This window comes from Streptomyces niveiscabiei, from assembly GCF_001419795.1.
Lineage (GTDB): Bacteria > Actinomycetota > Actinomycetes > Streptomycetales > Streptomycetaceae > Streptomyces > Streptomyces niveiscabiei.
Genome location: NZ_LIRL01000117.1, coordinates 1 through 6879 on the forward strand (window position 1 = coordinate 1; position 6879 = coordinate 6879).

Below are 6879 nucleotides of genomic sequence, written 5' to 3' on the forward strand. Positions count from 1 at the left end.
AGATGTGTATAAGGGGCAGCACGCCCATCCCTCCGCAGCGCCCCGTCCCCCGCAGAGCCCTCCCTCAAGGACGCCCCTTCCGCAGCCGTGTGTTCCGCAGGAGGGCGCCGCGCTTCCGTGCTCAAGTGCAGCCCCCGTTTCCTCGTGCGTGCCGAGCCGCCAGGCGAGCGGCGGCGTCCCCGTGGACGGTGGTCCCCTCGGGCACGCATACCCGCACAGGTCGACCGGCATCCCGGCCGGAGCAGTTCCTCCGTGCGTGCGCGTCACTCTACGGCTTGTCGTGGGAGGAGGGAGAACCAGTACCACCACCCCGTGGCTTCTGCCCGTATCGTCCCCCTACCCTGCGGTAATCGGGTCTGGCAGGCTGCGTGCATGACTGTGCGCGCCGCCGACCGGGCCCGTTACGACCGGGCCACCGCTCATCTGGACGCTCCGCTCGCGATCGTCGATCTGGACGCGTTCGACGCGAACGCGGAGGACCTGCGCCGCCGGGCCGCGGGGAAGCCGGTCCGGGTGGCGAGCAAGTCCGTCCGCTGCCGGGCGCTGCTGGAGCGGGTGCTCGCGAGGGACGGCTTCGCGGGGCTGATGTCGTTCACGCTGGCGGAGTCGTTGTGGCTGGCCCGCTCGGGTTTCGAGGACATCCTGCTGGCGTACCCGTCGGCGGACCGGACGGGGTACGCGGAACTGGCGGCCGACCCGAAGCTCGCCGCGGCGGTGACGGTCATGGTCGACGACGTGGCCCAGCTCGACCTGATCGACGCCGCGCGGGGCGACGGCCGTGAAGTGATCCGCGTCTGCCTGGAGTTGGACACGTCCCTCCAGATGCTGGGCGGCCGGATCAGGGTCGGCGCACTGAGGTCCCCCCTCCGCTCCCCCGCCCAACTCGCCGACTTCGCCCGCACGGTGACCCGGCGTCAGGGATTCAAGCTGGTCGGCATCATGGCGTACGAGGGCCACATCGCGGGCGTCGGCGACTCGGTGGCCGGCCGCCCCTTCCGGTCCCGCGCGATCCGGCTGATGCAGCGCACCGCGCGCCGCGAACTGGCCGAGCGCCGCGCCGAGGTGGTGCGCGCGGTCCGGGCGGTGGCCCCGGACCTGGAGTTCGTGAACGGCGGCGGCACGGGCAGCGTGGAGAGCACGGTGGCCGAGGACGCGGTGACGGAGGTCGCGGCGGGTTCGGGCCTGTACGTGCCGCGCCTGTTCGACAACTACACGTCGTTCACGGGCCGTCCGGCGGCGCTGTTCGCGCAGCCGGTCGTACGGCGCCCGGGCGTCGGCGTGGTGACGGTCCTGGGCGGCGGCTACCCCGCCTCGGGCGCACCCGGCGTGGACCGCCTGCCGGTGCCGTATCTCCCGGAGGGCCTCAGGTACGACCCTCAGGAGGGTCCCGGCGAGGTCCAGACGCCCCTGATCGGGGCGCCCGCCGACGACCTGCTGATCGGCGACAAGGTGTGGTTCCGGCACGCGAAGGCCGGTGAACTCTGCGAGCGGTTCGACCAGTTGCACCTGATCGAGGGGGACACCGTCACGGAGACGGTGCCCACCTACCGCGGCGAGGGCCACACGTTTCTCTAGAGCGGGGTCACGTACGCGCCCGAAATACCGCCGTCCACAAGGAAGTCGGTCGCATTCACGAACGAGGAGTCGTCGCTCGCCAGGAAGGCGACGGCGGCGGCGATCTCCTCGGCCTGGGCGAACCGGCCCACGGGGATGTGGACGAGCCGCCGGGCCGCGCGCTCGGGGTCCTTCGCGAACAGCTCTTGCAGGAGTGGGGTGTTGACCGGCCCCGGGCACAGCGCGTTCACGCGGATGCCCTCGCGCGCGAACTGCACGCCGAGTTCGCGGGACATGGCGAGGACGCCGCCCTTGGAGGCGGTGTACGAGATTTGCGAGGTCGCCGCGCCCATCCGGGCCACGAACGACGCCGTGTTGATGATCGAACCCCGCTGCTGCTGACGCATGTAGGGGATCGCGGCCTTGCAACACAGGTACACGGACGTCAGGTTGACCTCCTGGACGCGCTTCCAGGCGTCGAGCCCGGTCTCCAGGATGGAGTCGTCGTCGGGGGGCGAGATCCCGGCGTTGTTGAAGGCGATGTCGACGCTGCCGTACGTGTCGTAGGCGGTCTTGAAGAGCGCCTCGACCTGTTCCGGGTTGGTGACGTCGACCTTCACGAAGAGGCCGCCGACCTCGTCGGCGACGGCCTTTCCGCCGGTCTCGTCGATGTCGGCGCAGACGACGTGCGCGCCCTCGGAGGCGAGGCGGCGGGCGGTGGCGAGGCCGATGCCGCTGCCGGCTCCGGTGATGACGGCGGTCCGGCCGACGAGGCGGCGGCAGACAGGAGTCTCGGTCACTGTGCGGGGTCCTCCGTGCTGATGAAGACGTTCTTGGTCTCGGTGAAGGCGGCGAGCGCGTCGGGGCCGAGCTCGCGGCCGACCCCGGACTGCTTGTAGCCCCCGAAGGGGGTCCAGTAGCGCACGCTGGAATGGGAGTTGACGGACAGGTTGCCCGCCTTGACGGCCCGGGAGAGCCGCAGGGCGCGGCCGATGTCCCGGGTCCACAGGGAGCCGGAGAGGCCGTAGGGGGTGTCGTTGGCGAGGCGGATCGCGTCGGCCTCGTCGGTGAAGGGGAGCAGGACGGCGACGGGGCCGAAGATCTCCTCGCGGCAGGCGGGCGAGTCGGGGGCCTCGGCGGTCAGGACGGTCGGCGGGAACCAGAAGCCGGGGCCGCCGGGGGCGCTGCCGCGCAGGGCGCCGGGTGCGTCGTCCGGCACGAACGACCGTACGCGGTCGAGCTGTTGGCGGGAGATCAGGGGGCCCATCTGGGTCTTCTCGTCGGCCGGGTCGCCGACGACGACGGCCGCGAGGGCCTCGGCGAGGAAGGCGCGCGCCTCGTCGTAGACGCTCTCCTGGACGAGGATGCGGGTGCGGGCGCAGCAGTCCTGGCCGGTGTTGTCGAGGAACGAGAAGGGGTCGAGGGCTTTCGTCAGGTCGGCGTCGGCGAACACCACGTTGGGGCTCTTGCCGCCGAGTTCGAGGGTGACCGGTTTCACCAGGGCCGCGCAGCGTTCCATGACGTCGCGGCCGGTGCGGGTGGAGCCGGTGAAGACGATCTTGGCGACGCCGGGGTGGTCGACGAGGGCGCGGCCGGCGATGTCGCCGTAGCCGGGGACGACTTGGAACACCCCCTCGGGAAGGCCTGCGTCCAGGGCGAGTTGGGCGAGGCGCAGGGCCGTGAGCGGGGTCGTCTCGGCGGGCTTGAGGACGACCGCGTTGCCGGCCGCGAGCGCCGGGAAGGCGCCCCAAGCGGCGATGGGCATGGGGAAGTTCCAGGGCGCGATCACGCCGACGACGCCGAGGGGTTCGAGGATGGTGACGTCGAGGCCACCGGGGACCGGGATCTGACGGCCCGTCAGTCTCTCGACGCCGCCCGCCGCGTACAGGAGCAGGTCGCGCGCGTTGCCCGCCTCCCAGCGGGCGTTGCCGATCGTGTGCCCGGCCTCGCGGACCTCCAGCGCCGCCAACTCCTCGACGTGGGCGTCGACTTGGTCCGCGAACCGGCGCAGGAGGCGAGCGCGGTCGGCAGGCGCGAGGGCGGCCCACGCCTCCTGGGCGCGCGCCGCGCGGGTGACGGCCGCGTCGACCTCGGCGGCGTCGGCGGCGGGGACCCTCGCGACGACCTCCTCGGTGGCCGGGTTGAGGACGATCAGCTCGGACAATGCGTGACCCTTCACAGTCGTAAGTCGTGGTGGCTCTACAGGCGTTCGAAGGACCGGCGCAGTTCCCAGTCCGTGACGGCCGCGTCGAACGCGGCGAGTTCCACGTGCGCCATGTTGAGGTAGTGCGCGACGACCTCCTCGCCGAACGCGGCCTCCGCGATGGGGCTGTGCTCCCAGAGGTCGGCGGCCTCGCGCAGGGTGGTGGGGACGTGGTCGTAGTCGCCGGTGTAGGCGTTTCCGGCGCAGGCGGCGGGGAGTTCGAGCTGGTGCTCGACGCCGTACAGGCCGGCCGCGATCAGGCCGGCGACGGCGAGGTGCGGGTTGACGTCGCCGCCGGGGAGGCGGTTCTCGAAGCGCAGGGAGCGGCCGTGGCCGACGACGCGCAGGGCGCAGGTGCGGTTGTCGCGGCCCCAGGCGGCGGCGGTCGGCGCGAAGGAGCCCGGCTGGAACCGCTTGTAGCTGTTGATGTTGGGGGCGTACAGCAGGGAGAAGTCCCGCAGGGCGGCGAGCTGTCCGGCGAGGAAGTGGCGCATGGTGTCGGTCATGCCGTCCGGGCCCGCGAAGACGTTCGCGCCGTCGGCGTCCGTCAACGACAGGTGGATGTGGCAGGAGTTGCCCTCGCGCTCGTCGAACTTGGCCATGAACGTGAGGGATACGCCCTCCTGCGCGGCGATCTCCTTGGCGCCGGTCTTGTACACGGCGTGCTGGTCGCAGGTGGTCAGGGCCTCGTCGTAGCGGAAGGCGATCTCGTGCTGGCCGAGGTTGCACTCACCCTTGGCGGACTCGACGGTCAGGCCCGCGCCGGCCATCTCGTTGCGGATGCGGCGCAGGAGGGGTTCGATGCGGCCGGTGCCGAGGATCGAGTAGTCGACGTTGTACTGGTTGGCGGGGGTGAGGCCCTTGTAGCCCGCGTCCCACGCCTGCTCGTAGCTGTCGCGGAAGACGATGAACTCCAGCTCCGTGCCGACCTGCGCGGTCCAGCCGCGCTCGGCGAGGCGGTCCAGCTGGCGGCGCAGGATCTGGCGGGGGGCCGCGCCGACCGGGGAGCCGTCCTCCCAGGCGAGGTCGGCGATCAGGAGGGCGGTGCCGGGGTGCCAGGGGATACGGCGCAGGGTGGCGAGGTCGGGGCGCATCGCGAAGTCGCCGTAGCCGCTCTCCCAGGACGACATGGCGTAGCCGCGGACGGTGTTCATGTCCGTGTCGACGGCGAGGAGGTAGTTGCAGCCCTCCGTGCCGTGCTGGAGGACCTCGTCGAGGAAGAAGCGGGCCGCGAACCGCTTGCCCTGGAGACGGCCCTGCATGTCGGGGAAGGCGAGGACGACCGTGTCGATCTCGCCCGCCGCGACCAGGGCGTGCAGGTCCTCGACGGGCAGCGGGGCGGTGCGGTCTGGCACGGAGGGCCTCCTCTAGGGCGTGAGGGCGTCCTCCAGGGCGTGAGGCGTCCTCGGCTTCGGCGCCCGTACAGGGGCCATGAAGCGTCCGGGAGCCATAAGGTATTGCTGAAAACCATTGCTTGGGAAGGGGGCACGGCCGGATGACGGTGGAGAAGAACACGGGTACGGGTGACCGGCTGACGCCGGTCCTGCGGCCGGTGCGGGCGGGCAACGGCTTCGAGGAGGCGCTGGAGCAGATCCTCCAGGTGGTCCGCCTCGGCCTCGTCCCCGGCGGCGAACGGCTGCCCGCCGAACGGGAGTTGGCCGAGCGGCTCGGCATCAGCCGGGTCACCCTGCGCGAGGTCCTGAAGGTCCTCCAGGACCAGGGGCTGCTGGAGTCGAGGCGGGGGCGGTACGGCGGTACGTTCGTGCTGCCGCGCTCCGCCGTCCCCGGCACCGGCGAAGCCGAACTCCGGCGGCGGATCGCCGAGGTCGACATCGAGGACGTCCTGCGGTTCCGCGAGGTCCTGGAGGTCGGCGCGGCGGGCCTGTGCGCGAGCCACGGCCTCACCGACGTACAGGTCTCCCGGCTGCGCGAGGCCCTCGCCGGGACGCATGACGCGCCCCTCGCCGACTACCGCCGCCGCGACACGCTCCTGCACCTCACCCTCGCCGAACTCTGCGGCTCCCCCTCCCTCACCGCGCAGTACGCCGCCGTCCGCGCCCAGGTCAACGACCTCCTCGACTGCATCCCGCTGCTCGTGCGCAACCTCGAACACTCCCAGCGCCAGCACGAAGCCCTCGTCGAGGCGGTCCTCGACGCCGACGCCGACGCCGCGCGCGAGATCATGCGCGAGCACTGCGGGGGGACGGCCGCCCTGCTGCGGGGCTTCCTCACCTGAGCCCCGTTCTGCAAAGGTATCCCTGGAGTCCATTACCTGGAGGGTTCATGGCCGGTACGCCGCTCATCGGGATCAGCACCTATCTGGAGCCCGCCGCGAGCTGGCGCGTCTGGGAGATGGAGGCGGCGCTCCTGCCCGCCGGGTATCCCCGGCTCGTCCAGCGGGCCGGGGGGCTCGCGGCGATGCTGCCGCCGGACGCGCCCGCCCGCGCCGCGTCCGCCGTCGCCCGTCTCGACGGGCTCGTCGTCTCCGGCGGGCCCGACGTCGACCCCGCCCTGTACGGGGCCCCGCGAGAGCCCCGCACTGACGTCCCCGCGCGCGAACGCGACGCCTGGGAGACCGCGTTGATCTCCGCCGCCCTCGACACGGGCGTACCCCTGCTCGGCATCTGCCGGGGCATGCAACTCCTCAACGTCACCCTCGGAGGGACCCTCGTCCAGCACATGGAAGGGCACGTCAAAGCACCGGGCGTCTTCGGCCGACACACCGTCACGCCGGTCGCCGGGACCCTGTACGCGGGCATCGTCCCCGAGGCGTCCAGCGTTCCGACCTACCACCATCAGGCCGTCGACCAGCTGGGGGCGGGGCTGATCGCCTCCGCGCACGCCGAGGACGGGACCATCGAGGCTGTCGAGCGAGGTGGAGGTGGGGGGTGGACGCTGGGGGTTCAGTGGCATCCCGAGATGGGGGAGGATCTGCGGGTGATGCGGGCGTTGGTGGAGGCGGCGGGGTGATTCTGGGGTGAGACGGGCGCTGGGCGAGGCGGCAGGCTGACGCCGGGGAAGCTGGCACTGGGCGAGGCACGGAGTGATGCCGAGGGACGCGGGCGCGCATCAGGGCCCGGCCGGCTCACCGGACGCGGGCCCGCAGCCACTCCAACGCCGCC

The 6879-nt window shown here is 72.1% G+C and carries 6 protein-coding genes; 3 read left to right on the top strand and 3 right to left on the bottom strand.

Annotated elements, in window-relative coordinates:
• Positions 1-372: 372 nt before the first annotated feature.
• Positions 373-1575, top strand: coding sequence for an amino acid deaminase/aldolase (locus tag AOK24_RS06815; RefSeq protein ID WP_055719149.1), 1203 nt, complete (start codon positions 373-375; stop codon positions 1573-1575).
• Here the strand turns inward: AOK24_RS06815 and AOK24_RS06820 are convergent.
• Genes AOK24_RS06820 through AOK24_RS06830 form a run of 3 tightly spaced genes read right to left on the bottom strand, consistent with a single transcriptional unit; the run spans position 1572 to position 5112 of the window.
• A complete protein-coding gene (locus AOK24_RS06820; RefSeq protein WP_055719150.1) occupies positions 1572-2354 on the bottom strand; it encodes a 3-oxoacyl-ACP reductase in 783 nt (260 codons plus the stop codon). The genes AOK24_RS06815 and AOK24_RS06820 overlap by 4 nt on opposite strands.
• The gene (locus AOK24_RS06825; protein WP_055719151.1) at positions 2351-3718 is read right to left on the bottom strand and encodes an aldehyde dehydrogenase family protein; all 1368 of its coding nucleotides are present in this window, start codon (positions 3716-3718) and stop codon (positions 2351-2353) included. Before AOK24_RS06825 ends, AOK24_RS06820 begins: the two co-directional genes overlap by 4 nt.
• A gap of 35 nt (positions 3719-3753) precedes the next feature.
• Positions 3754-5112 (bottom strand): glutamine synthetase family protein, encoded by a 1359-nt coding sequence (locus AOK24_RS06830; RefSeq protein WP_055719152.1) that lies wholly within the window; start codon positions 5110-5112, stop codon positions 3754-3756.
• Between the two features lie 140 nt (positions 5113-5252).
• On the opposite strand from AOK24_RS06830, the gene AOK24_RS06835 reads away from it, so the two are divergent.
• Both AOK24_RS06835 and AOK24_RS06840 read left to right on the top strand, forming a co-directional pair.
• The gene (locus tag AOK24_RS06835) at positions 5253-5993 is read left to right on the top strand and encodes a FadR/GntR family transcriptional regulator (protein WP_055719153.1); all 741 of its coding nucleotides are present in this window, start codon (positions 5253-5255) and stop codon (positions 5991-5993) included.
• Positions 5994-6040: 47 nt separating this feature from the next.
• Positions 6041-6727 carry a gamma-glutamyl-gamma-aminobutyrate hydrolase family protein gene (locus AOK24_RS06840; RefSeq protein ID WP_055719154.1) on the top strand — a complete coding sequence of 229 codons (687 nt, stop codon included), beginning with the start codon at positions 6041-6043 and terminating at the stop codon, positions 6725-6727.
• Positions 6728-6879: the final 152 nt, after the last annotated feature.